The 24,815-nt window shown below is 68.0% G+C and carries 19 protein-coding genes; 12 read left to right on the forward strand and 7 right to left on the reverse strand.

The window, feature by feature from the left end; all coding sequences use genetic code 11:
* Positions 1-20 precede the first annotated feature (20 nt).
* On the forward strand, positions 21-1,151 hold the full coding sequence (locus DID96_RS26415) for a sigma-54-dependent Fis family transcriptional regulator (RefSeq protein ID WP_124602193.1): 1,131 nt from the start codon (positions 21-23) through the stop codon (positions 1,149-1,151).
* On the opposite strand, the gene DID96_RS26420 is transcribed toward DID96_RS26415, so the two are convergent.
* The 4 genes from DID96_RS26420 to DID96_RS26435 are packed head-to-tail and all read right to left on the reverse strand — an operon-like array spanning position 1,142 to position 5,008.
* Positions 1,142-1,930, reverse strand: coding sequence for an ABC transporter permease (locus DID96_RS26420; protein WP_124602194.1), 789 nt, complete (start codon positions 1,928-1,930; stop codon positions 1,142-1,144). The genes DID96_RS26415 and DID96_RS26420 overlap by 10 nt on opposite strands.
* Positions 1,931-1,947: 17 nt before the next feature.
* Complete coding sequence (locus tag DID96_RS26425) at positions 1,948-2,757, reverse strand: ABC transporter permease (protein ID WP_124602195.1); 810 nt, start codon at positions 2,755-2,757, stop codon at positions 1,948-1,950.
* 5 nt (positions 2,758-2,762) lie between these two features.
* Complete coding sequence (locus DID96_RS26430; protein WP_124602196.1) at positions 2,763-3,896, reverse strand: PhnD/SsuA/transferrin family substrate-binding protein; 1,134 nt, start codon at positions 3,894-3,896, stop codon at positions 2,763-2,765.
* A gap of 35 nt (positions 3,897-3,931) precedes the next feature.
* Positions 3,932-5,008 carry an ABC transporter substrate-binding protein gene (locus DID96_RS26435; protein ID WP_124602197.1) on the reverse strand — a complete coding sequence of 359 codons (1,077 nt, stop codon included), beginning with the start codon at positions 5,006-5,008 and terminating at the stop codon, positions 3,932-3,934.
* Positions 5,009-5,498: 490 nt separating this feature from the next.
* On the opposite strand from DID96_RS26435, the gene DID96_RS26440 reads away from it, so the two are divergent.
* The 3 genes from DID96_RS26440 to DID96_RS26450 all read left to right on the forward strand — a co-directional run bounded on the left by DID96_RS26440 (position 5,499) and on the right by DID96_RS26450 (position 10,213).
* Positions 5,499-6,671, forward strand: a complete 1,173-nt coding sequence (locus DID96_RS26440) for an LLM class flavin-dependent oxidoreductase (protein ID WP_124602198.1) — start codon at positions 5,499-5,501, stop codon at positions 6,669-6,671.
* Positions 6,672-6,759: 88 nt separating this feature from the next.
* The gene (locus DID96_RS26445) at positions 6,760-7,818 is read left to right on the forward strand and encodes an ABC transporter substrate-binding protein (RefSeq protein ID WP_124602199.1); all 1,059 of its coding nucleotides are present in this window, start codon (positions 6,760-6,762) and stop codon (positions 7,816-7,818) included.
* 79 nt (positions 7,819-7,897) lie between these two features.
* Positions 7,898-10,213, forward strand: coding sequence for a TonB-dependent receptor (locus DID96_RS26450; protein WP_124602200.1), 2,316 nt, complete (start codon positions 7,898-7,900; stop codon positions 10,211-10,213).
* An 83-nt stretch (positions 10,214-10,296) separates the two neighbouring features.
* Here the strand turns inward: DID96_RS26450 and DID96_RS26455 are convergent, their stop codons facing one another.
* Complete coding sequence (locus tag DID96_RS26455; protein ID WP_124602201.1) at positions 10,297-11,250, reverse strand: LysR substrate-binding domain-containing protein; 954 nt, start codon at positions 11,248-11,250, stop codon at positions 10,297-10,299.
* A gap of 184 nt (positions 11,251-11,434) precedes the next feature.
* On the opposite strand from DID96_RS26455, the gene DID96_RS26460 reads away from it, so the two are divergent.
* The 3 genes from DID96_RS26460 to DID96_RS26470 all read left to right on the forward strand — a co-directional run bounded on the left by DID96_RS26460 (position 11,435) and on the right by DID96_RS26470 (position 14,780).
* On the forward strand, positions 11,435-12,556 hold the full coding sequence (locus tag DID96_RS26460) for a M20 aminoacylase family protein (protein WP_409333816.1): 1,122 nt from the start codon (positions 11,435-11,437) through the stop codon (positions 12,554-12,556).
* A 99-nt stretch (positions 12,557-12,655) separates the two neighbouring features.
* Entirely contained in the window at positions 12,656-13,450 is a 795-nt protein-coding gene (locus tag DID96_RS26465; protein WP_124602203.1) for an ABC transporter substrate-binding protein, read from the forward strand.
* Positions 13,451-13,589: 139 nt separating this feature from the next.
* A complete protein-coding gene (locus tag DID96_RS26470) occupies positions 13,590-14,780 on the forward strand; it encodes a porin (protein ID WP_124602204.1) in 1,191 nt (396 codons plus the stop codon).
* A 40-nt stretch (positions 14,781-14,820) separates the two neighbouring features.
* Here DID96_RS26470 and DID96_RS26475 read toward each other — a convergent pair whose 3' ends face one another.
* A complete protein-coding gene (locus tag DID96_RS26475) occupies positions 14,821-15,840 on the reverse strand; it encodes an NAD(P)-dependent alcohol dehydrogenase (RefSeq protein ID WP_124602205.1) in 1,020 nt (339 codons plus the stop codon).
* Between the two features lie 119 nt (positions 15,841-15,959).
* Here DID96_RS26475 and DID96_RS26480 point away from each other — a divergent pair, with 119 nt between their 5' ends.
* Together DID96_RS26480 and pdeR are read left to right on the forward strand one after the other, a co-directional pair.
* Positions 15,960-16,907, forward strand: a complete 948-nt coding sequence (locus DID96_RS26480) for a LysR family transcriptional regulator (protein ID WP_124602206.1) — start codon at positions 15,960-15,962, stop codon at positions 16,905-16,907.
* 497 nt (positions 16,908-17,404) lie between these two features.
* Positions 17,405-19,411 carry a cyclic di-GMP phosphodiesterase gene (pdeR, locus tag DID96_RS26485; RefSeq protein ID WP_124602207.1) on the forward strand — a complete coding sequence of 669 codons (2,007 nt, stop codon included), beginning with the start codon at positions 17,405-17,407 and terminating at the stop codon, positions 19,409-19,411.
* A 97-nt stretch (positions 19,412-19,508) separates the two neighbouring features.
* On the opposite strand, the gene DID96_RS26490 is transcribed toward pdeR, so the two are convergent.
* A complete protein-coding gene (locus DID96_RS26490) occupies positions 19,509-20,375 on the reverse strand; it encodes a crotonase/enoyl-CoA hydratase family protein (protein ID WP_124602208.1) in 867 nt (288 codons plus the stop codon).
* On the opposite strand from DID96_RS26490, the gene DID96_RS26495 reads away from it, so the two are divergent.
* The 3 genes from DID96_RS26495 (at position 20,374) to DID96_RS26505 (ending at position 24,611) form a co-directional block, all read left to right on the forward strand.
* Positions 20,374-20,571 (forward strand): hypothetical protein, encoded by a 198-nt coding sequence (locus tag DID96_RS26495; protein WP_124602209.1) that lies wholly within the window; start codon positions 20,374-20,376, stop codon positions 20,569-20,571. The two genes, DID96_RS26490 and DID96_RS26495, sit on opposite strands and share 2 nt — an antisense overlap.
* Positions 20,572-21,277: 706 nt before the next feature.
* Positions 21,278-22,000, forward strand: coding sequence for a response regulator (locus DID96_RS26500; RefSeq protein ID WP_124602210.1), 723 nt, complete (start codon positions 21,278-21,280; stop codon positions 21,998-22,000).
* 4 nt (positions 22,001-22,004) lie between these two features.
* Positions 22,005-24,611, forward strand: a complete 2,607-nt coding sequence (locus DID96_RS26505) for an ATP-binding protein (RefSeq protein WP_124602211.1) — start codon at positions 22,005-22,007, stop codon at positions 24,609-24,611.
* The last annotated feature ends 204 nt before the right edge of the window (positions 24,612-24,815 follow it).

Genomic DNA, 24,815 nt, shown 5'->3' on the forward strand with positions numbered 1-24,815 from the left:
TTCATCACGCTGGTCGCGCCATGGCCATTTTCAGCTTGCCCGATCCGACTTCGCACGCGATCACCATCCGTGCGAAGGCCCTGACGTTCGACGATCCCAAATCGCGGGTGCTGCTCGAACGCATCCAGCTCGTCGCGCCGAGCGATGCAACCGTGCTCGTGACGGGCGAGAGCGGCACCGGCAAGGAGCTGATCGCGCGTCTCGTGCATTCGCTGAGCGAGCGCCGGGACGGGCCGTTCATCGCGGTCAACTGCGGCGCGTTCTCGGAGACGCTGATCGAAAGCGAGCTGTTCGGCCACGAGCGCGGCGCGTTCACCGGCGCGGTGAACAGCCAGCCCGGCTGGTTCGAATCCGCGAATCGCGGCACGCTCTTTCTCGATGAAGTGGGCGACCTGCCGCTGTCCGCGCAGGTGAAGCTGCTGCGCGTGCTGCAGGAGCGCGAGGTGACGCCGGTCGGCTCGCGCAAGACCGTGAAGATCGACGTGAGGCTCGTGGCCGCGACCAACGTGAATCTCGAAGCGGCGGTGCGCGCGGGCAATTTCCGCGAGGATCTGTACTACCGGCTCAACGTCGTGAAACTGAGCCTGCTGCCGCTGCGCGAGCGGCCCGGCGACATCGCGCCGCTGATCGAGCATTTCATCGACGCCTATGCAAGGCGGCTGCGCGTCGCGGCGCCGTCGCTGACGGACGCCGCACGCGCGCGGCTGCATGCCCATGCATGGCCCGGCAACATCCGCGAGCTCGAGAACGTGATCCATCACGCGATGCTGATCTGCGCGGGCGGTGCGATCGATGTCGGCGACCTGCAGTTCTCCGCGCTGTCGCTGGCGCCGTCTGGCGCCGACGAGGCCGGGGTGGCTGCGGTCGCGCCGCCGCGGCGCCCGCGCGACGTCGCCGAAGCGACCGACGCGCTGCGCAATGCGGTGATCGAGCTGCTCGACCTCGGCGCGCCGAACCTGTGGCAGCACATCGAGGATACGGTGTACCGCTGCGTGTTCGACTACAGCGAGCACAACCAGCTGCGCATGTCGCGCCTGCTCGACCAGTCGCGCAACATCGTGCGTGCGCGGCTCGCGCAGCTCGGCATCCTGAAGCCACGCGATACGGGCGACGCGGGCGACGCCGACACGCGGCTGCGCCGTCAGGCGTGATCGCGCCCGCGCAGCGCACGCCGCGCGATCCGCTCGCATAGCACGCTCATTCCCACCGCCAGCGCGGTCACACCGAGCACGCACACGAGCAGCACGTCGGCGCGCGCGCCGGCCTGCGCGTTCTGCATCAGGTTGCCGACACCCGCGCCCGCATTGAACAGCAGCTCGCTGCTCGTCGCGGTGATCCACGCGAACGGCACGGCCTGCAGCACGCCCGCGAACAGATCGGGCAGCGCGCCGGGGATCAGCACGTCACGCCACAGGCCGACGCGCGTCAGGCGATACGACTGCGCGAGTTCGACGTAGCGCGGATCGACACGGCTCAGCCCGTCGAAGCTCGCGGTCGTCATCGGATAGAACGCGGCGAGCGCGACGATCAACACCTTCGCGAAGTCGCCGGTGCCGGCCCACAGGCTCAGCAGCGGAATCAGGCCGAGCAGCGGCACGTAGCGCAGCGCCTGGAACGACGGCTCGCACAGCTTGCGTGCGAGCGTCGAGCGCGCCATTGCCGCGCCGAGTACGAGCCCGGCGACGACACCGAACGCGAGCCCGAGCGTCGTGCGACGCAGGCTCGCGCCGAGATCGGTCGCAAGCTCGCCGCTGCGCGCGAGCTCGATCAACGCGCTGCCGATCTGCTGGAGCGGCACGAATGCGTACTGATGGGCCGCGTCGCCATGCGACGCGAACTGCCACGCGGCAACGAGCGCGGCAGGTACGACGAGGCCGCGCGCACGGCGGCGCAGTTCGGCGAACGGGATACGTTGAGAAATGGCAGTCATCCTGGGAGTCACCTTGGTCAGCGCGCCGGCGCCTGCCAGCGCAACGCATGGCGCTGCACGAGCGCGATCGACCGGTCGAGCGCGAAGCCGGTCAGCCCGATCACCGCGACGTCGACGAGCACCACGTCGAGCCGCAGCATCTGCCGCGCGAGTTCCATCATCTGGCCGATCCCGCTGTCGGCGCTCAGCAGCTCGACCGCGACGAGCGCGAGCCACGCACGTGCCAGCGCGATCCGGATGCCGGTCAGCAGCGGCGGCAACGCGGCCGGCAGCAATACATCGCGCAGCAGTGCGAAGCGGCCGACGCCGTAGTGACGCGCCATCTCGACGAGATCGCGCGGTGCGTCGCGCACGCCTGAACAGGCGGCCAGCGCCACCGGAAAGAACACGGCCTTGCCGACGACGACGAGCTTCAGCGGCTCGTCGACGCCGATCAGCAGGATCAGCAGCGGAATCAGCGTGAGCGTCGGCACCTGCCGCAGCAGTTCGAACGTCGGCCGCAGGTAGTCGGAGAACCGTCGGCTGGATGCGAGCAGGATGCCGAACGCGGCGCCGCTCGTCGCGCCGATCGCGAAGCCGAGCGCGAGCCGGTGCAGCGTGATCAGCAGGTTGTCGCGCAATTCGCCGGTTTCGATCAGCACGTGCAGCGTCGCGGCGATCCGGGCGGGCGGCACGACGAGCTGCGGCGGAAACCAGCGCTGCGTACTGGCGAGCCACCACAGCGCGGCGAACGCGACCGGCGTCGCCCACCACAGTGCGTGACCGCCGAGCCACGCGAGGCCGGGCGCGCGCGCGGCGCGCAGTGCGTTCGACGTCAGGGCGCGCATCGGCGTCAGCGGCTCGCGACGCGCGATGCGTCGGCACGCCAGTAGCCGTCGAGGCCGAGTTGCTTGAGCGCAGTCGCGACGAACGCCGGTGCGAGCAGCGCGTTCACGTCGACGGGCGTCGACGTCAGCCCGGCCTGGCGGCTGTATGCGATCACGTCGCGGTAGTGGTCGGTCAGTGCAGGCGTGAACAGCGGCGTCCATTGCTCCTTCCACGGCGTCGGTTCGTCCGCGTACTCGCGCCGCACGACGTTTTCCGGCTGGCCCGACGCGCTCAGGATCTTCACGAACGCGTCGCGATTCTGCGGTTGCGAGATCCAGTGCGCGGCGCGGACGTACGCGGTTGCGACGAGCTGCGTGATGTCCGGGTAGCGCCGCACGAAATCGTCGGACGCCCACAGTTCGGCGCGCATCTTCCAGTCGTCGGGGGCGGTCTTGGTCGACCAGATGATCTTGCCGACGTGCTTGTCGACGAGCGAATACGCATCGGACAGCGTGAAGAACCCGTCGACACGGCCGGCCGCGACGGCCGCCGCGCCGGCCTGCGGATCGAGGTTGTAGATCTTGAAGTCGGACAGCTTCAATCCATTGGCGGCGAGCAGCTTGCCGAACGTGACTTCCCACGGCCGGCCGCGATTGAGCGCGATGCGCTTGCCTTTCAGGTCGGCAATCGATTTTGCGGCGGAGTTGGCCGGCACGACGAGATACGTGTTGCTGCCGACGCCGCCCGGCACGACCAGCCGCGTATGCGTGCCCGACGCGTTGACGACGACCGACGGCAGGTCGCCGTAACCCGCGAAGTCGATGCTGCCATTGGTGAACGCCTCGTTGACGAGCGTGCCGACCGCGGCGGTCGACACGGGCACCCATTGCAGCTTCACGTGCCGTGCGGCGAGTGCGTTCTCGAGCGACTTGTCGGCGTCGATCAGCGCGGACGCACCCGCGTATTGCGTCTTGCCGCCGCTCGAATACGCGACGACGGCGATCCGCACGACCTTGGGTGCGTCTTCCGCGTGCGCGACTGGTGCGGCCAGCGTGGCCACTGTGGCCAGTGTGGCAATAGCGACCGGCAGCGCGGCAAGCAGTGCGCTCCGTGCGCGCAGCGGGCGGCGCAGCGAAGCGAGGGGGAGCGTGGGTTTCATGATGGTCCGGAATGAATGACGGAAAAAGGCGACGCTCACGCGCGCTTCTGCAGCGACGGTCGCAGCACGTCGGCGAGCGGGCGCGGATCGATCCAGTCGGCGACGTCAAAATCGGCTTCCAGGAAGCCCCAGTCGTGCAGGAACGTCTTGAAGTCGTCGAGCGCGGCGATCGACTCGTCGTCGAGATTGACGCCGAGATGCTGATGCAACTGGTTGCCGTACGCGGCCCGCACCCAGTCGATCGACGACGCGGTTTCGCCGGCCACGTACTGCGCGGTGTCGTCCGGATGCGTGCGCGCCCAGTCGCCGGCTGCGACGACGAGCTTCAGGAAGCCGGCGACGATATCCGGATGGTTCGCGAGCACGTCCGCGTTGACCGTCAGCGGGCGCGGCGTGCCGTTGTTGTTGCGGATCGCGCGCTCGGGGTGGAAGCCGATGTCGATCACGACGTGCGCGCCGATGAGCTGCGCGATTTCGAGGCCCGTCGAGCCCTTCACGTAGATCGCGTCGACGTCGCCGCGCAGCAGCGCGCCGGCTTCGGCCGCGTACAGCGCGCGGCTCGAGAAACCCAGTGGCGATGCGAACAGGCTCGCCGCGCGCGCGGGGCCCACGGCCTGCAGCGTGCGGGCGCGCACGTCGACGAGCTCGACGTCGCGCGTGGTCAGTCCGTCGAGGCTCAGCGCGTTGACGAAGCCGCGCAGCGCCGACGCGCGAAAGATGTCGATGCGGTCGTCGGGCCGGCTCGGAATCGCGATGCGGCAGCCGCGCAGCGCCTTCATCGAGCGGATGCCCGATTCGGGCCGCGCGAGGATCAGCTGCGACTCGTCGACCCACGACAGCCCGATCACCCGCGTGTTCGCGTCGTTCGAGCGCGCCCACATCGCGGGGATGCTGCCGCCCTGGCGAAACGATTGCGCGAGCGTGTGGTCGCTGATCGACGATACGTCGAGCCGCGTCGCGCCGCGCGGCGAGCGGATCGCGACACCGTCGGCCGACGTCTCGCCGTTGAGCCAGCCGAGGTGTACGGCGATGCCGAGCGGCGTCGGCACCGGCGAGCGGGCATACCAGAACGTCTGCTGCTTGTCCGATGACGAATCGGGCCTGTCTGTCATGTGTGTGAGTCCCTGTCTGGGTAGGCGTGAGCGTTGCGCCGTCACGCACGCGCGTCGCGTGCGCCGGCCGCTCAGCGTTGCAAGTTCCAGGCCAGCAGCGCGGCCGGCGCGGCGCGCGCGTGACGGCGGGCCTCGCGCGCGCCAGCGCCGCGGTGCCGCGCCCGCCGACTGTTGCGTCAGCAACAGTCGCGCGCGGGGCTGTTGCATCGGCAGCAGCGGCGTTGCGTGCGCAGCAGCGCGGCGGCAGCGCGCGCGACCCGCGGGCTTCGATCGCCGTGGCGCGTGCCGGGCGCCGAAATGCCCGCCGCGCAATGCGCGGTGCCGCGTCGCGCGGCACGACGGCCAACCGGCCGCGGCGGCATTGGCACGCCGCGTGCTTTACAGCGTGCCGGGCGCGGTGCGAAGGCGCCGCGCATTTTCTACAAGCCGTCCCGCGCGGGACGCTCCGAGCGAGCGTTGTGTCGCGCGGCCAGACAAGGAGAACTTCCCGATGACAGTTGAATTCCTGTGGCGCCTGCCGATGCATGGCGACGGCAGGCGCGCGCACGACCTGCATACGCGCGGCGAATGGAACCGCCAGCGCGCGTCGCGTGTCGCGCCGAAGCTCGACGACGACGACTTCGGCTACATCGACTATCTGTCGCAGGTTGCGCGCGCGGCCGACATCGCGGGCTTTCACGGCGCGCTGATCCCGATCTTCCGCTTCACGGAGGAGCCGTGGGTCGTTGCCGCTGCACTCGCGCGCGAAACGCGCCGGCTGCGGTTGCTGATCGCGCTGCAGCCGCATTTCGTGCACCCCGTCTACGCGGCGCAGATGGCCGCGAGCCTGCAGCGGATCAGCCGCGGCCGCGTCGAATGGAACGTCGTCACGGGCGGCGGCGGCCCGGACCAGCGCGCATACGGCGATTTCATCGATCACGACAGCCGCTATGCGCGCACCGACGAATTCCTCGACGTCGTGAAGGGCGTGTCGGCCGGCGAGCCGTTCACGTTCGACGGCCGTTTCTACCGGGTCGAAGCGGGCGGCCTGCTGCCGCCGCTGAGCGGCCAGAAGCCGGCGCGCATCTATCTGGCCGGCGCGAGCGACGCGGCGCTCGCGGTCGCGGCGAAACACGGCGACGTGCACCTGAGCTGGGGCGAGCCGCTCGCGAAGCAGAAGGAAGTGATCGACGCCGCGCGCCGCGCGCTCGACCGGCAGAACGCCGAGCGGGACCTGCGCTTCGGGATGCGTATCGACATCCTCGCGCGCGAAACCGAGGAGCAGGCGTGGGCCGAGCTTCGGCAGATGTTCGCGACGGTCAACGCGTCCACGCGCAACGGCTTCGGCGGGCGCGGCGAATCGTCGGAATCGGTCGGCGCGAAACGCCAGTTCGCGCTGCACCAGGGCAACACGCAGAATTTCGACGAACTGATCGTCGGCCCGAACCTGTGGGCAGGGATGTCGCAGATCCGCGGTGGCCCCGGCTGCGTGATCGTCGGCAGCCACGAGCAGGTGGCCGAGCGGCTCGCGGAATACGTCGACATCGGCGTGTCGACGTTCATCCTCGCAAGCAATCCGCATCTCGAGGAAGCGTATCGCGTCGGCGAGGAAGTGCTGCCGCTCGTCGACGGCGCGCTGAACGCGCGCGGCACGCAGGCGACGCTGCGCGTCGGCGGCGCATGAGCGGGCAAGCGGGCACATAAGCAGGCACATGAGCGGGCACATGAGCGGGTGAAAGGCGCCCGCGTTTCAACGACAAGGACAAACCACTATGACGACACTCGCTGCGCAGGCGACGGCCTCCGACGGACTCTGGTATACACGCTGCCCGGTGCCGACCGCGCTCGGCATCGCCGTGCATCGCGGCTGGTTCGACGACGAGTTCGCCCCGGACGGGATCGCGCTGCGTTCGCTGCAGGAGACAGCCGACGCAGACAAGCGCGAATCGCATTTCGATCACAGCCTGCCGCATTCCTTCCGGCAGGGCGGCAACATTCCGGCGCTGTGGGCACGCTCGCGCGGCGCGGACACGCGCGTGATCGGCCTGTCGTGGACCAACGAGTTTCAGGCGATCGTCACGCTGCCCGATCGCGGCATCCGCACGCCGCGCGACCTGCGCGGCCGGCGGCTCGGGTTGCCGCGCCACACGATCAGCATCGACTTCTGGCGCGCGGCCGCGCTGAAGGGCTTCCTGAGCGCGCTCGAACTGGAAGGGCTCGGCCACGGCGACGCCGAATGGATCGACCTGCCGGACGTCGCGCCCGATGCGCGAGCGCGGCGCACGGGGCCCGCATCGTTCGCGAGCGGCCCGCACGAATACGGGCTCGAAATCGCGGCGCTCGTGCGCGGCGACGTCGACGCGGTGTTCGTGAAGGGCGTCGAGGGGCTGGAAACCGTGCACCTGATCGACGCGCAGGTCGTGATCGATCTCGGCGCGCATCCCGATCCGCTCGTGCGGATCGGCAACGGCACACCGCGCACGCTGACGGTCGACCGCGCGCTGATCGACGCGCGCCCCGATCTCGTCAGCCGCTTCCTGTCGGTCGTGGTTGGTGCGGGCGACTGGGCCGCGCGCCATCCGGCCGAGACGGTCGCGTATATCGGCCGCGAGACACGCGCGTCCGAAGAGTGGGTGCGTTACGCGTACGGCGCGGACGTTCACCGGCACCTGGAGACGGGGCTCGCACCGACGTCGATCGACGGGCTGGCTGGGTTCAAGGACTTTCTCGTCGAATGGGGCTTTCTCGAACGCGATTTCGATGCACGCGCGTGGATCGATCCGGAGCCGTTCACGCGAATCGACCGGAATCGCCACGGGTGGGTCGCGTAGCGCGCCGCACATTGCAATACCGAACCTCGTGCGTCGAGCACGCACATGCGTTCAACCGATCAAACAGGATGACTCATCGATGCTCAGGAAAAAAGTAATCGTCACCGCGCTGGGGGGACTGCTGACGGGCGGACTCGTATCGCTGCCCGCATGGGCAGAAGACGGCGCGACGACAACGGGGACGCCGGACGCGAAGCCGGCGCAGCAGGCACAGGACGAAGGGGCGGCTGCGGCGCCACAGGCGAAGCGCACGACGCGCGGCGCGGCCGAGCGCGTAACGAATCTCGGCACGGTGACGGTGACCGCGCGGCGCCGCAAGGAGCGCATCCAGGACGTGCCCGTCGCGGTGAGCGCGATCGGCGGCGACGCGATCAGGAAAAACGAGCTGCGCGTCGTCAACGACGTGACGAAATACGTGCCGAATTTCACCGGGCAGTCCACCGAAGGCCGCGAGCGACCGCGCTGGTTCCTGCGCGGCGTCGGCAGCAACGATCCGTCCGACCTGTCGCTGAGCCCGATCGGCGTGTACTTCGACGACGTCTACATCAACAGCGTGTTCGGACAGGGCTTTCCGCTGTTCGACCTCGACCGCATCGAAGTGCTGCGCGGGCCGCAGGGCACGCTGTGGGGCAAGAACACCGTCGGCGGCGCGCTCAGCATCACGTCGCAGAAGCCGACGTTCGACGTGAGCGGCTACGGCAAGCTCGGGATCGGCCAGTACAACAGCCGGCTCGCGGAGGCCGCGATCGGCGGGCCGATCGGCAGCAACGACGTGCTTGCCGCGCGCGTGTCGGTGTATCACGAGAACGCCGGCAGCTTCTACACGAACACGGTTCAGCAAGGCCGCTTCGGCGGCTTCCACGACAATGCGGTGCGTTTCCAGGTGTTGGCCGTACCGACGTCGGACACCGACTTCCTGTTCAACATTCATGGCCGCAATTACACGGGCGGCGGCAATGCGTGGCATGCGCAAGGCGCGGGGCCGGGCGGCGCGAACCAGTTCGGCTTCGTCGGGTCGAGCGACCCGTATACGGTGTCGCTCAACGCGCCGTCGAGCGATCACATCTCGACCTGGGGCACGTCGCTGACCGCGCACTGGCGGATCAATCCGGCACTGTCGCTGACGTCGATCACCGCGTTCGAAGGGCTGCACCGCTGGTACCAGGACGACGAGGACTATTCGCCGTTCGATGCCGCGCGCTCTCACGACCGGCTGTCGAGCCGCCAGTTCTCGCAGGAATTCCGGCTCGAATCGCCGCAAACTGACCGGCTGAGCTGGCTCGTCGGCACGCATCTGTTTACCGAGCAACTGGCTGAGCAGGGCGCGGGCGGAGGCTTGCCAGGCTCGCCGTCGCCGGCGTTCTATCATCTGACCGACCTCACGCAGCACACGCAGAGCGCGGCGATCTTCGGCAGCGTCAAGTACCGCTTCACCGATCGCTTCAACGTGACGGGCGGGCTGCGCTACACGATCGAACGCAAGAACATCAACCTGACGGGCGTGCAGGGCACGGGCAACGTGACGTTCAGCGATCCGAACGACTGGTGGTCGCCGGCATCGGTATCGTCGCCGCTCGCCGTCAGCGCACGGCAGAACCAGACCAATACGTGGCGCGCGCCGACCTGGGATCTCACGCCCGAATACGCGCTCGCGGACAACGTGCGTGCGTATTTCCGCTATGCGCGCGGCTTCCGCTCGGGCGGCTACAACGGCAACGCGTACACGCAAAGCACCGTGTCGACCGTGTCGCCGGAATACCTGACCGACTACGAGGTGGGGATCAAGAGCGAGTGGTTCGACAAGCGGCTGATCGTCAACGCGAGCGTGTTCCACTACGACTACCGCGACATCCAGGTGTTCGCGCTCGCACCGAACCCGTTCGGGGGGCCGCCCGTGTCGACGCTGTCGAACGCGGGGCAGGGGCGCGCGGATGGCTTCGAGCTCGAGCTGAAGGCGCAGCCGGTCAACAGCCTGTACCTGTTCGCGAACCTCGGGATGCTGAACACGCGCTTTACGGAGTTCCGCTACGTGCCGACCGCGGTTGGCAACTCGTTCGCGCGCTCGCCGCACACGACGATCAACGCGGGCTTCGACTATCGGGTGCCGTTGCCGTTCGGCACGCTGACGGCCGGCGGGGACGTCAACTACCGGAGCCGCGAATACTTCAGCGCGACCCGGCAGACGATGCCGCAGCTCTGGCAGGGCGGCTATACGGTGCTGAATGCGCATGTGTCGTACACGACCCCGAACCAGAAGTACATCGTGACGGGCTACGTGACGAACCTGACCAACAAGGTCTACAAGAAGCTCGAGCTGCTGCCGTCGTATGGCGCATATCCGGTGTTGTATGGCGATCCGCGGACGGTCGGGTTGACGTTGACCGCGAAGATCTGACCGGTGGGGAGGCGTGGGGCCGCATCGCGCGCGATCGCGATTCGGCCACGCCTCCCCGGCCGATGGGCAATCCGCGAGCTGCGTCAGATCAGCAGCGTCAACGTGCGGAACAGCGCAAGATCCTCATTACGCGCAGACCGCGCATGACGCCGGATCACCAGCAGCAGGCAGTCGATGAAGCAGCGCGCCGCGTCGCTTAGCGTGCTGCTGCGGCGCGTGACGATGCCGAGATCGCGCGGCTCGAATGTCTCCTTCAGCGGCAGCGCGCGCATCCGGTCGCCGAATGGCGGCACGACGCTCAGGATCGTCGGGCACCACGTGCACATGTCGGCCTGTTCGAGCATCGTCTGCAGCATCGCGACCGATTGCGCGCGGACGATGCGCCGCTCGTCGATCTGCGCGCCGTGGCGCGTGAACAGGTAATCGACGAGCGCGGCCTGGCCGTCGGGCGCGAAGTTCAGCACCCAGTCCTGGTCGAGCAGGTCGTGGATCGAACGGGCCCGCTCGCGCGGGTGGCCGGCGCGCACCATCACCGACGTCTCGTAGGTCAGCACCGGCTCGCACGCGAACTCCTGCGCGGTGACCCCCGGCTGCACTTGGCCAAGCGCGAAATCCATGCTGCCGTCGCGCAGCAGCGGCTGTGCGACGGCCATCAATCCTTCATACAGTTCGAGGCGCACGTCGGGCATCCGCTCGCGGAACAGCAGCACCGTCTCCGCGAGAAACGTCAGCGTGAGCCACGGCGTGACGCCGACGCTCAGGCGTCCTTCGATGCGGCCGCGCATTTTTGCGAGATCGCTTTGCGCGTGTTCGAGCTGCTTGAGCACGAGCTTCGCATGCGTGAGCAGCGCCCGGCCGTAGTCGGTGAAGCCGATCCCTTCCGGCGCGCGGACGAGCAGCGGCAGGCGCTCGCTCGCCTCCAGCTCGCGCAGTGCCCGCGTGACGGCCGCCTGCGACAGCCCGAGCGCGCGCGCCGCGCCGCGAATGCTTCCCGCCTCCGCGCTCGCGACGAGCGCCTGCAGCTGATGCAGCTTCATGGTGAGATACCTGACAACAGGAAGTTGTCATCATAACGAAACCGGGACTGTTCCGCGGAATATCCGCCGCATACGATTCGGTCACGATTCGCCGTCCTGGCAATCGAACGAACGATCGAATCGAGGAGTATCGGCGTTGGACCATGAACGTATCCTGCCCGAAGTGGCGGCCATCGAAGCGGAGATGATCGCGTTGCGCCAGCGGCTGCACGCGCACCCGGAGCTCGGTTTCGAAGAGCATGCGACGAGCGAGCTTGTGGCCGAATGCCTGACAACGTGGGGTTATCGGGTGACGCGTGGCCTCGGCGGCACGGGGGTGGTCGGCACGCTGACGCGCGGCGCGGGGCGCCGGCTCGGCCTGCGTGCCGACATGGACGCGCTGCCGATCCGCGAGGCGACCGGGCTGCCGTATGCGAGCCGGATCGACGGCGTGATGCATGCGTGCGGGCACGACGGTCATACGGCGATGCTGCTCGCGGCCGCGCGTTGCGTCGCGGAACGCGAGCGGTTCCGCGGCACGCTGAACCTGATTTTCCAGCCGGCTGAGGAAGGGCTCGGCGGCGCGAAGCGGATGATCGACGACGGCCTGTTCGCGCAGTTCCCGTGCGACACCATTTTCGCGATGCACAACGTGCCGGGCCTGCCGGCAGGTACGCTCGGCTTCTGCGACGGGCCGTTCATGGCGTCGGCCGACGAGGTGCGCGTGCGCGTGACCGGGCGCGGCGGGCACGGCGCGGTGCCGCACGCGACGGTGGATCCGGTTGTCGTCTGCGCATCGATCGTGATGGCGCTGCAGACGATCGTGTCGCGCAACGTGAACCCGCAGGATCTCGCGATCATCACGGCCGGGACGATCCACGCGGGCACCGCATCGAACGTGATTCCGCTGCACGCGGAGCTCGAACTGAGTGTGCGCGCGCTGTCGCCGGACGTGCGCGCGCTGCTCGAGCGGCGCATCCGCGAGACGGTCGCGGGGCAGGCGGCGAGCTACGGCGCGACGGCCGAGATCGACTACCACGTCGGCTATCCGGTGCTCGTCAATCATGCGGCGGAAACGGCGTTCGCGCGGCAGGTCGCGCACGACTGGGGCGGCGACGCCGCGGTGATCGACCATCTGCAGCCGATCGCCGCGAGCGAGGACTTCGCGTTCATGCTGAACGCGTGCCCGGGCAGCTACCTGTCTATCGGCAATGGCGAGGGCGCGGCCGGCTGCGCGCTGCACAATCCTGGCTACGACTTCAACGACACGTGCATCGCGATCGGCGCGAGCTACTGGGTCGCGCTGGCGGAACGGTTTCTCCGCTGACGCGCGGTGCGCTGGCAGCGGGCGGGGCGGCGCCGGACGCCGCGACGATTTCGGTTCACTTCACTTCGGTTCACTTCAGATCACACAAGGAGACACACGATGAAACAGTGGATGGCGGCGCTCTCGGTGGCGCTTTCGGTGGCGCTGGCGGCAGCGTCGGCGCATGCGGGCGACTGGACGGGCAAGGAGATCCGGCTCGCGGTCGACCCGACTTATCCGCCGCTCGAATACAAGCTGCCGGACGGCACGATGGCCGGTTTCGGCATCGACATCACGAACGCGTTGTGCGCGGAACTCCATGCGCGCTGCGTGTGGGTCGAGACGAGCTTCGACGGGATGATTCCGGGCCTGCTCGCGCGCAAGTTCGACGTGATCGCATCGTCGATGACGATCACGCCGAAACGGATGCAGCAGATCGCGTTCACGAACCGGATCTCGAACGCGCCGGCGCGCCTCGTCGTGCGCAAGGGCTCGCCGCTGCTGCCGAGCGCCGATGCGCTGAAGGGCAAGCGGGTGGGCGTCGAGCAGGGTTCGGCGCAGGCCGACTACGCGATCGCGAACTGGCAGCCGGCTGGTGCGCAGATCGTGTCGTACCAGAACCAGGACCAGGTGTACGCCGATCTCGTGACGGGCCGGCTCGATGCGGCGTTCCAGGCGTCGATCGCGGCCAGCGACGGCTTCCTGAAGAAGCCGCAGGGCAAGGACTTCACGTTCGCCGGCGCGCCGATCGACGACCCGAAATTCTTCGGCCAGGGCGACGGGCTCGGGCTGCGCAAGCAGGATGCCGACCTGCGCGAAGCGTTCAACCGTGCGCTCGCGACGATCCTCGCGAACGGCACATATGCGCGCATCAACAAGAAGTATTTCGACTTCGACATCTACGGCGCGAAGTGACGAGCACGTTCCGGCGCGCCGCCGCGGTGCGCGCGGCATGCCGCGTGCTCCATAGCGGCAACGGGAAATAGCGGCCGCATCACCGGCGGCCGGCGCGTGGGCAAGCAAGCACGCAGAACATAATAAATGAGGAATGCAAATGAAGTGGAGATCGATTCGGTTCATCGTGCCGGCGCTGTGCGCGGCGCCCGCGTTCGCGTTTGCACAGAGCAACGTCACGCTGTACGGGCTCATCGACGCGGGCATCGACTATACGAACAACGTCGGCGGCCACAGCGCGTGGCAGATGGCGAGCGGATTCGCACAGGGCAGCCGCTGGGGCCTGAAGGGCACCGAGGACCTGGGCGGTGGCTATAGCGCGCTGTTTCAGCTCGAGAACGGCTTCAACGTGACGAACGGCACGCTCGCGCAGGGCGGCCGCGAGTTCGGTCGGCAGGCCTATGTGGGCATCGGCAGCACGCGCTTCGGCACGCTCACGTTCGGGCGGCAATACGATTCCGTCGTGGACTATCTCGCGCCGACGACTGCGAACGGCAGCTGGGGCGTCTATCCGTTCTCGCATCCATTCGACAACGACAACACCGGCAACACGTTCCGCGTGAACAACACGGTCAAATATGCGAGCCCGGATTTCTCCGGGTTCTCGTTCGGCGGCACGTACAGCTTCAGCAACGACACGAACTTCGCGAACAACCGCCAATGGAGCGTCGGCGCGCAGTACGAGAACGGCGGGCTGCTCGTCGGCGCCGCGTTCCTGAACGCGAACAACCCCGGTGCGACTTCAGGCGGTGCAATCGCGGGCACGGGATCGCTCGGGGCCGACGCGAACTTCGTGTCGTCGCGGCTGCGGATCTTCGGCGCGGGCATCAACTACACGGCCGGGCCCGCGACGGTCGGGTTCGCGTACACGAACAGCAACGTGAGCCGGCCGAGTGCGAACCTCGGCTACCTGTTCGGCGACGAGACGATCCAGCCGGTCACGGGGCCGCTCGCGGGCGGAACCGTGACGGCGATCAAGTACCAGAACTTCGAGGTGAACGGCAAGTACCAGTTCACACCCGGGCTCTTCGTCGGCGCGCAGTACGTATACACGACCGTCCGCTACGACGCGACGACCGGCAACGCGAAGCCGAAGATCCATTCGGTCGGGCTGATGGCCGATTACAACCTGTCGAAGCGCACCGACGTGTATCTGATGGGCGCGTATCAGAAGGTCGCCGGCGACGCGACCGGCTCGTCGCTCGATCAGGCGTACATCCCGGGCGCGGCCGATCTGTCGTCGACGTCGAAGCAGCTGATGGTGCACGCGGGGATCCGGCACAAGTTCTGAGCGATCGAGGCCGCGCCGCCGCGCGGCCCCGCCCGTCGCATTACTGCGCGACGCGGATCACGACCTTCCCGAAGTGCTGCCCCGACTTCAGGTATTCATACGCATCCGGCGCGTCGTCGAAGCCGAACACGCGATCGACGACCGGCTTGATCCGGCGCGCGTCGACGAGCCCGGCCACCGCGTCGAGCGTCGCGCGGCTGCCGACCATGATGCCCTGCAACCGCCGGATGCCGCCGATCAGCGACAGCAGGCCGAGTTCCGGCCCCGCGAAGCTGCTGAGCCCGCCGATCACCGACACGACGCCGCCCATTTTGGTCGCGGCGATCGAGCGCGGCAGCGTGTCCCGCCCGCCGACCTCGACGACGATGTCCGCACCGGCGCCGCCGGTGAGCCGCAGTACTTCGTGCTGCCATTCGGGTGTCGCACGGTAGTTGATCGTCGCGTCGGCGCCGAGCTGGCGCGCGCGTTCGAGCTTCGCGTCGCTCGACGACGTGATGATCGTGCGCAGGCCGGCCGCATGCGCGAGCTGCAGCGCGACGATCGACACGCCGCCCGTGCCGAGCAGCACGACGGTCGAGCCGGGCGCCGCGCCGCCGTCGCCGAACAGCGCGTTCCACGCGGTGATGCCCGCGCACGACAGCGTCGACGCTTCGTCGTAGTCGAGATGCGCGGGGATCGCGACGAGCGCGTTCTCGTCCGACACGAAATACTCGGCGAGCACGCCGTCGAACTGCGCGCCGGGCGATCCTGACGCCTTCGCCGGCGTGGGCGGCCCGTCGATCCAGCGCGGGAAGTAGGTGTTGATCACGCGATCGCCAGGCTTGAAGCGCGTGACGTCGCGGCCGGTTTCGACGACTTCGCCCGCGCCGTCGGCGACCGGGATCAGCGGCGCGTCACCGATGCCGATATAGTCGCCGCGCGCGAACATCAGGTCGCGAAAATTCAGCGATGCCGAATGGATTTTCAAGATGACGTCGTTCGGGCCGGCCGAAGGACGCGGCGCGTCGATGCGCTTCAATCCGGCGAGGCCTGCGCCGGGTTTCTGTTGCCATGCCTGCATGTCGACTCCCGTTGGTGATGGATGGGCCTATGATAGTGTTGCTTGCGGGGACGCATTGGCGAGACTTCGGCCACTGAATGTCGCCATCGTGGAAACAAATCCATCAGAAGGGGAAGCACATGGACGATCGCCTGGGCGGCATCGCCGAATTCGTCGAGGTCGTGGAAGCGGGCAGCTTCGCGGCGGCGGCGCTGCGGATCGGCGTGACGCGCTCGGCCGTCGCGAAGATCGTTGCGCGGCTCGAGCGGCGGCTCGGCGTGCGGCTGCTGCAGCGCACGACGCGCCATCTGAGCCTGACCGACGAAGGGCTGCTGTACCACGAGCAATGCCGCCGGCTGCTGGCCGAGCTAGGCGAGACCGAAGCCGCGCTCGACGCGGGCCGCCGCGAGCCGTCCGGGCGCCTGCGCATCAGCGCGCCGGTGCTGTTCGGCCGGCAGTGCGTCGCGCCGGTCATGCAGCGGCTGGTCGAGCGTCATCCGCTGCTCGAAGTCGAGATGTCGTTCAGCGATCGCATCGCGGATCTCGTCAACGACGGCTTCGACATCGCGGTGCGCGTCGGTCCGCTCGCCGACACGACCGCGCTCGTCGGCCGCCAGCTCGGCGTGCAGATGATGGGCATCTGCGCGTCGCCCGCGTATCTGGCGCGGCACGGGCATCCGGCGGGGTTCGCGGATCTGGCGTCGCATATCGGCATCGCGTATGTGCGCGGCGGGCAGGTCGTGCCGTGGCGGCTCGTCGGCGCGGACGGCGACGCGTGCGAGTATCGGGCGAACGGGCGCTTGCGGCTCGACGATCTGCAGGCGATCGCGGACGCCGCCGCGGCCGGCGCGGGGCTCGCGTGGCTGCCGTGCTGGCTGATGGCGCCGTATCTGCGCGACGGCCGGCTCGCGCTCGTGATGGACAGCAACCGCGTGGGCGGCGCGGAGGTGTTCGCGGTGCGGCCAAAGTCACGGCACGTTCCGTCGAAGGTGCGGGTCGCGATCGACGCGCTCGTCGACGAGATTCCGCGCGTTTTGGCCAAGAGCGTGGCTGTCGAAAGCGAGGACGCAACGGCCACGCATGGCTGACCGCGTGACGCTGCTCATTCACTCGATTTCACGATTGGAAAGACTTTTCATCCGTGACGGCGAGCGCATCGTAATGGCGGTAAATCGCGTATCGGAAAAAAAATGACGAGTGCTGCAAAAATTGCAATAGAAAGCGTGCGTTCGTGAATCCTGGATGAAAAATTTTCCTGATCGGAACCGGTGCCGTCGCGCGATTCGCATTCGGTTTTGTTTCGCTGGATCGACCCAAGGCTGGGAATACCAGCCAGTCGCTCAATTGCTTGACACCCATTTGAAATTGTGTGTGCAATTCGTGTACGTCATTTGATAAGATGAGCCATCATTCTTCTGGTGGAATCCGGGCGCGCGCTGCGCGAACGCCGGATCGGGACAGTCGGGCACGAAGAGCGAGGCGAGGTCCGTAAGCAAGCGGCCGGACATCCGGAAACGCAGTACGGTGCGGCCGAAACCAGGCGCCTCCGTCTACACTTAGCGGTTTTTTTGGTCGGGGCTCGCCCATGGATGACGAAAACGATAGCGCGGTAATCGAGGCGCACTTCGGCACGCGCAGCCCATGTTGGCGTCTGGGCAGCGACAGCAACGCGCTCGAGCTTGCCGCCGTCCGCGGCATGACCAACGTCAGCGTCGCGCTGAGCGCCGGGCAGGCCGCGCAGATTCGCGCGCTCACCGGCGTGACCTCCCACCTCGTGCTCGACCTCGCACTGTTCGGCGATCCGGTCCGCCTCCATCTCGTCGGCAAGAAACTCAACACGAACGACTGGGCCGGCACCGCGTCCGCGTATTCGGATACGGCGTCCGTCGCGGAAGATCTCGCGCACGGCCTCGCGTTTGCGGAGCAGGTTGTCTCCGAGGTCAATTCGCTCGTCGTGATCCTCGATCGCAACGGCATCGTGCAGCGCTTCAACCGGCTGTGCGAGGAAGTGACCGGCAAGCGCGAAGTCGACGTGATCGGGCGCAGCGCGTTCGAGCTGTTCATGAGCGTGGACGAGGGCGCGCAATCGCGCAGCAACATCACCGGCTTCTTCGCGAGCAACAAGCCATTCTCGGTCGAGCGCTACATCAACACGGTGAACGGCCCGCGTCTGTTCGAGTTCCGAAACAAGTTCGTGCAGAGCGGCAGCGGTGTCGACGAGCAGTTCCTGATCTGCTCGGGCATCGACATCACCGAGGAGCGCAACGCGCAGCGGCGGCTCACCGAGCTCGCGAACACCGACGTGCTCACGGGGCTGCCGAACCGCCACGCGATCAGCGAGCAGATCAAGGCGGTGCTCGCCGCCGGCGGCGGCGGCGACACGCTCCGCCAGGTTGGCATCCTGTTCCTCGACCTCGACAACTTCAAGCGCGTCAACGACCACTACGGACACGTCGTCGGCGATCGGCTGCTGCAGGACGTGTCGGCGATCATCAACGGCTGCCTGCCGGCCGGCGCGACGCTCGCGCGGCTCGGCGGCGACGAGTTCCTCGTGCTGTTCGAGCACGGTTCGCGTCCGATGCTCGAAGCGACCGCGCAGGTCATTCTCGACCGGCTGCGCACGCCGATCCATCTCGGGCTGATGGAGGTCTACACGAGCTGCTCGATCGGCATCGCGATGTATCCGCAGCACGGCACCACGCTCGAAACGCTGATCCGCAGTGCGGATACCGCGATGTACGTCGCGAAGGAAGCCGGCAAGCACACGTATCGCGTGTTCACGCTGGAGATGAACCAGAAGGTCGCGAAGTACATGTGGCTCGACACGAACCTGCGCAAGTCGCTGGAAGACGAGCAGTTCGTGCTGCATTACCAGCCGGTCGTCGACATGGCGACAGGCGACGTGCGCGGCGTCGAGGCGCTGGTGCGCTGGCAGTCGCCGGATCGCGGGCTCGTCGCGCCGACGGAATTCATCGAGTTCGCCGAGGAATCGGGGCTGATCGCGCCGCTCGGCCGCTGGGTGATGCGCACGGCAGCCGCGCAGGCGGCCGCATGGAAGGCAAAGGGGCTCGCGACGCGCATCGCGGTGAACGTGTCGGCGCGCCAGCTTCAGGACATGAACATCGTGCACCAGTTCGCGACGATACTCGACGACGTGGGCCTGAAGCCGGGCCTGATCGACATCGAGCTCACCGAGAGCTGCTTCATCGAGGACGAGGACGCGGCGCTCGGCCTGATGAAGCAGTTCCGCCAGCTCGGCGCGGAGATTCATCTCGACGATTTCGGCACCGGCTATTCGTCGCTGTCGCAGCTGTCGCGGCTGCCGCTCGACGCGATCAAGCTCGACCGCAGCTTCATCACCGGGATCGATCGCAATCCGCGCTCGCAGGCGCTCGTGCGTTCCGTGGTGTCGCTCGCGCGCGCACTGAATTTCTCGGTGGTCGCCGAAGGTGTCGAGACGTACGCGGAGGCCGAGTTTCTCAAGCAGATCGACGTCGAGCAGGCGCAGGGCTATTACTACGCGCGCCCGATGGCCGCGCACGCGTTCGAGGCGTGGCTCGCGGAAAAGAGAAAGTTCAGGCTCATCGCCTGAACTTTCCGGTCATGCGGTGCCGTCAAACGGCGACGGCCGGCATCGAGTCACCATCAGGCCGCCGGCACGTCGCCGTCGCGTCACCCGCATGTCACCATCACGTCACCGTTCTCAGCTTCGACACGCGACGGTTCTGCAGCATCACGAGGCGTTCCATGAACGCGAGATCCTTCGGCTCGATCGTGAACGCCGCGCGCACCCAATCCTCGGTGATGTCCATCAGCTCGGCGCGCGACAGCGGGAACACGCGCTGACGCGCACGCAGCATCGCGCGCACGCCGTTCAGCTTCGGCCGCAGCACGTCGATGAACGTGCGCGTCGCGAGATACGCGTCGCCGGGCTCGAACGTCTCGTCGACGAGCCCGTGGTCCGCATACCACTCGGCGACGTGCGGCTCGCCGCTCGCGATCAGGTCCTCCGCGACGCGCCGGTGCGCCTTGCGCGCGACGAGCGAATAGCCGCCCATTCCCGGGAACAGGTTGAACGCGATCTCGGGGAAGCCGAGCTTCACGCCTTTCTGCGCGAGCACGTAGTGATGCGCGAGCGCGGCCTCGAAGCCACCGCCGAGCGCGCTGCCCTCGACCATCGCGATCGAGATCGCGCCGGTGCCGAAGCCCGTGTAGATCTCGTAGACGCCGTCGATGCACGAGCGCGCGTAGGCCATCAGCTGATCGCGCCTGCCGCTGCGGATCGCGTCGACGAAGAAGCTCAGGTCGCCGCCGACGTTGAACAGCTCGGGAACCAGCGAGCCCGTCACCCAGAAGTCGAACGTCAGCCCCGAATCGCGGGCGACACGCGCGAGATGGATGATATCGGTGACGAGCTGCTGATTGAAGCACGGCCTCGGTTCGGAGCGAAGCATCATCCACATGACGTTGCGGCCTTCTTCATAGAACGCCTGCAGTTGCGTCAGTTCGCCGGCTTCGTAAAACGGCCGGCATGCAGGGTGTGATTGGAGTTGCATGGATGGGTCCTCGGTGAAAGTGGTTTGCGTTGGTCAAACCGACGCGTACCTGATCCATGCGAATGCAAAACGGCCGCATGGCCCCGGGTCGCGCGGCATTGCCATTGTTGCGCGCACCCACTCGGCGGATGTGCGGATTGGATTGCCTGATTGCGCGGTCGACGTGCGCGTGGCGGCGGGAATTTATGGTGTGTGAGGTCGAACCGGAGGCAGAAATCCGGCCAATACGGAAAGCCGGTTTCTTTGCGGATTTCGCGATGAATGTCGGGAATCGCAGCAAAGCAAACGTTTCGTCGGACGAAATGACGAAGAGGCGTAATCCCCCTTGCAGAGTGGGGTTTGGCTGCGCAGGTCAACACGCAATGCCGGTATTTCACATCGGTATTTTTTTGCTCGATCGGTAATGGCGGCGACGTGGTGCGATCGGCGTTCCGACGTAATTCGGCTGCGCCGCGTTAGCGTGAGCATGCAATTGGCGGGGTAATGCCGCATTCGGTATCGGCAATCACAAACGTGAATTGGCAATGCGCGATGCCCCCGCGTATCCTGCAGGCGCATTGAAAGGGCTGCATTGATTCCGTTGGCCCGGTGGTTCTCGTGTCCCGGAGCAGGGTATTCACCGGTCGCCGCCCATTTCCGGCAGAATTTTTCGGCGCTAGAATCGCGCGCCCGAAGCGTGCCGGATACGCGCCCGATTTACGCCCGATCTTTGCCGCGCCCGGCCGTCCTCCTCCCGGCTCGTGTGCGGGAAACCTTGCCAGGTTCGGCCCGTATCGGCCAACATTCGCTTCCGGCGCGACTGCGAATGCGACCGCAGCCGGCCACACACAGACAGAAGATGCCCGTTCGCACCCGGCGGCCGACTGGATCGGCGCCCGCGACCGGCATGGAGGAGAACACGCATGTCAGAAAAACACCGAATCCTGGTACTGGACGACGATCCGGAAGTGCGCGCCTGGCTGAAGGGCGTGCTGGAAGAGGCCGGCTTCGACGTGTCGGCGGCCGACAGCGCCGCGCAGATGCAGCAGCAATTGGCGGCCGCGCCACACGTGCTCGTCATTCTCGACCTGAAGCTGCGCGGCGAGGACGGCATGACGGTCGCGCGCGAGCTGCGGCGGCGCTCCGACGTGTCGATCATCATGATCAGCGGCCTCGGCGACGAGACGGACCGCGTGCTCGGCCTCGAGACCGCGGCCGACGATTTCGTCACGAAGCCGTTCTCGGGGCGCGAGCTGATCGCGCGCGTGCGCGCGCAACTGCGGCGCACGACCGAGCTGTCGATGCCGCGGCCCGCCTCGACCTGCGCCGGCCCGCGCTTCTGCTTCGACGGCTGGACGATGGATCTGTCCGCACGCACGCTGACCCGCGACGGCGGCCCGTGCGCGCTGACGCAGGGCGAGTTCGAACTGCTCGCCGCGATGGTGCAGCAGCCGTCGCGCGTGTGGTCGCGCGACCAGTTGCTCGAGCACACGCGCGGCTTCGGCATCCACGTCTACGACCGCACGATCGACGTGCTGATCCTGCGGTTGCGCCGCAAGATCGAACCGAACCCCGAGCAGCCGACCTACATCCGCACCCAGCGCGGCGTCGGCTACGTGTTCGCAGTGCCCGTCGTGCGCGTGTGATGCGATGCGCACGACGTTCAAACTGCTGCCGCCCTGGAGTGTCCGGGCCAAGCTGATCGCGACGTTCCTGCTGCTGTTCGGCATCACGCTCGCGGTCGTTGTGGTCGGCGTGCTCGGCATGCGCGCGAACCAGAATGCGCTCGACGAATACGAGGCGAACGTGGTGCCGGAGATCGCCCGCGCGCTCGAGCTGTCGGACAAGGTCGCGCAGCTCGCCGCGGTCGCGCCGAGCATGATGCTGACCGATTCGCCGGACCTGCTGCACAGCGATACCGACCTGCTGCGCGGGCTGCTCGGCGACATCCGGCGCCTGTCGCCCGGCTTCGGCAAGCTGGCCGGGCCCGCCACGAAGGGCGGCGAGCAGCTCGCGGTGATCGACGATCTCGACGCGGTCGACCAGGATCTCGCGCGGCTGCTGATCGTGTCGGGCCGGCAGCGGCAGCTGAAGGAAGAGCTGGGCGAGCTGCGCGTGGCGAACGACCGCATCGGCGGCGATATCGCCCGCGAGAAGGGCCTGCTCGCGCAGCAGGCGCCGACGCTGCTCGAGATCTGGGCACGCACGGCCGGCGCGTTGCAGGCGGCCAACGCGGCTGAGCTCGGCAGCGCGGAAAGCGACAACGAGGCGCTGTGGCTGCGCGCGCGCGAACGCGGCGAGGACCGCCGCCAGCCGGTGCTCGCCGCCGCGCTCGAGCGGCTCGACGGCGGCGCGCGCAGCGTGTTCGCGGTGCGCCGCGAGTTCCTGTCGAGCGAAGCGCAGACGGGCTATCTCGTCACGCTGCTGCGCGGTCACGCGGACCACCTGAGCGGCAAGTCCGCGCGCTATGTCGAGCGCCTGCGGCAGATCGCCAGCGAGCGCAGCGACAAGGTGCGCAAGGTCGCGGTCTCCAGCCAGTCGGGCCTGCTGCTGCTGGCCATCGCGGGGGTGGCGGTCGCGCTGCTCGGCGTCGCGTACGCGAGCCGCATCCTGCAGAAGCTGCAGGCGATGACGCGCGTAATGGCGCGCCTGGCGAACGGGATCACGTCGGACCGGATGCCGTCGACGCACCGGCCGGACGAAATCGGCGAGCTCGCGCGCGCGTTCGAGGTGTTCCGCACGAACCTGCTCGAGAAGGAGCAGCTGACCCAGGGCCTCGAGTTGCAGCGCCGCCTGCAGGAATCCGTGCTCAATTCGATGAACGACGGCGTGTCCGTCCACGATACGCACGGCAGGCTGATCGAGTGGAATCCGACCTTCGCGACGCTGCTTGACATCGACGCCGCGACGCTGCAGGCAGGCCTGCCGCTCGCGGCACTGCGGCACGCGGTGAGCCCGCGCGCGCGCTGGCGCCAGGTGTCGCGCGAGACCGCGACCCGCACGTCGGACGGCGCGCGCATTGCCGCGTCGGCCGAACTGCACCTCGGCGACCGGCGGATCCTCGAATTCCACTGCCAGCCGCTGCCGGACGGCGGCTGGGTCGCGGTCTGCCGCGACCTGACGAGCCGGCGCGCGGTCGAGGCCGAGTTGCGCCAGGCGCAGAAGATGGACGTGCTCGGCCAGCTGACGGGCGGCGTCGCGCACGATTTCAACAACTTCCTCGTCGCGATCCTCGGCAACCTCGAGCTGCTGCTGCCGCGGCTCGACGGGCAGCACGACGCGCAGACAATGGCCGAGCGGGCGCGCCGCGCGGCCGAGCGCGCGTCGCGGCTCACGCGGCGGCTGCTCGCGTTCGCGCGGCGCCAGCCGCTGCAGGCCGAACGCGTGTCGGTGCGGGCGATGCTCGCGGAGATGCTCGACCTCGTCGAATATTCGGCGGGGCAGCGGGTGACGGTCGTGCTGGAGCCGGCTGCCGACACGCTGTGGGTGAACGTCGATCGCGGCCAGCTCGAGAACGCGATCCTCAACCTGACGCTCAACAGCGCCGCGGCGATGCCGGAAGGCGGCACGCTTACGCTGGCCGCGCGCCGCGAACCGGCGCCGGGCGGCGCGGCTGCGGCGCCTGCGGTCGTGCTGAGCGTGACCGATACCGGCTGCGGGATCGCGCCGATGCTGCTCGACAAGGTGATCGAGCCGTTCTTCACGACCAAGGCCGCCGGCGAGGGCAGCGGGCTCGGGCTCAGCAGCGTGTATGGGTTCGTGCGCCAGAGCGGCGGCGACCTGCGGATCCGCAGCGACGTCGGCCACGGCACCTGCGTCGAGTTGTGGCTGCCCGATAGCGGGCCTGCCGTCAGCGCGCCGCCCGAGCGCAGCGGCGTGCCGGCCCGGCCCGTGGCCGGCACGGCCGGCGCGCGCGTGCTCGTGGTGGACGACGATCCCGAGGTGCGCGATACGGCGCTCAGCCAGTTCGCGGCGCTCGGCGCGCAGGCCGACGCGGTGCCGGACGGCGACGCGGCGCTCGCCTGGCTGGCCGAGCACGGCCCCGTCACGCTCGTGCTGTCGGACATCTCGCTTGGCGCGGGCGGCAGCGGCATCGCGTTCGCGGCGCGGCTCGCCGAACGCTGGCCCGCACAGCGCGTCGCGCTGACGTCGGGCCTGCCACCCGAAGTCCACCAGGCGCATCCCGACTGGCGCGCGGACCTGCCGTTCGTGCCGAAGCCGTTCGATCTGGCGGCGCTGGCCGCGCTCCTCGGCTAGCGTCGGTTCGCGCGGTTCGCGCCATTGGCGCGAACAGGCGCCGATCCGCGAAGCCGATTGTTTCGATTGTTAATGGCGGGTCGGATTTCCGAAATTTTCGATTAACGGGACTGGAGTCTCATACACCCACGGCACCCGGCGATGCATTCGCAGCACCGCGGTGCACGATACGAACGATCAAACCCTGGATGGGACAGGAGACAC

The sequence above is a fragment of the Burkholderia sp. Bp8963 genome (genome assembly GCF_003854275.1).
In the GTDB taxonomy this organism is placed as follows: Bacteria; Pseudomonadota; Gammaproteobacteria; order Burkholderiales; family Burkholderiaceae; genus Burkholderia.